The sequence below is a fragment of the Bittarella massiliensis (ex Durand et al. 2017) genome, assembly GCF_017566145.1.
Lineage (GTDB): Bacteria > Bacillota > Clostridia > Oscillospirales > Ruminococcaceae > Bittarella > Bittarella massiliensis_A.
Genome location: NZ_JABFCL010000223.1, coordinates 1 through 222 on the forward strand (window position 1 = coordinate 1; position 222 = coordinate 222).

Sequence of the window (222 nt, forward strand, 5' to 3'; positions counted from 1 at the left end):
GGGTTTTACCAGATAATCATCCGCCCCCAGATCCAGCCCTCTCACCCGGTCCTCCACGCTGTCCCTTGCGGTGAGAAGCAGCACCGGCGTGGTGTCCTTTTTCCTCCGCATGGTTTTCAGAACCTCCAGCCCATCCATCTTCGGCATCATAATATCCAGGATCACCGCGTCATAACGGGCACAGGCCAGACAGTCCAGTGCCTCCTCCCCGTTGTTGCAGGC

Annotated in this window: 1 protein-coding gene; it reads right to left on the reverse strand. The window is 58.6% G+C overall.

Features of this window, described 5'->3' with window-relative positions; translation table 11 throughout:
• The coding region (locus tag HJY11_RS14125) for a response regulator (RefSeq protein ID WP_208076520.1) at positions 1 to 222 on the reverse strand (222 nt) is incomplete at both ends.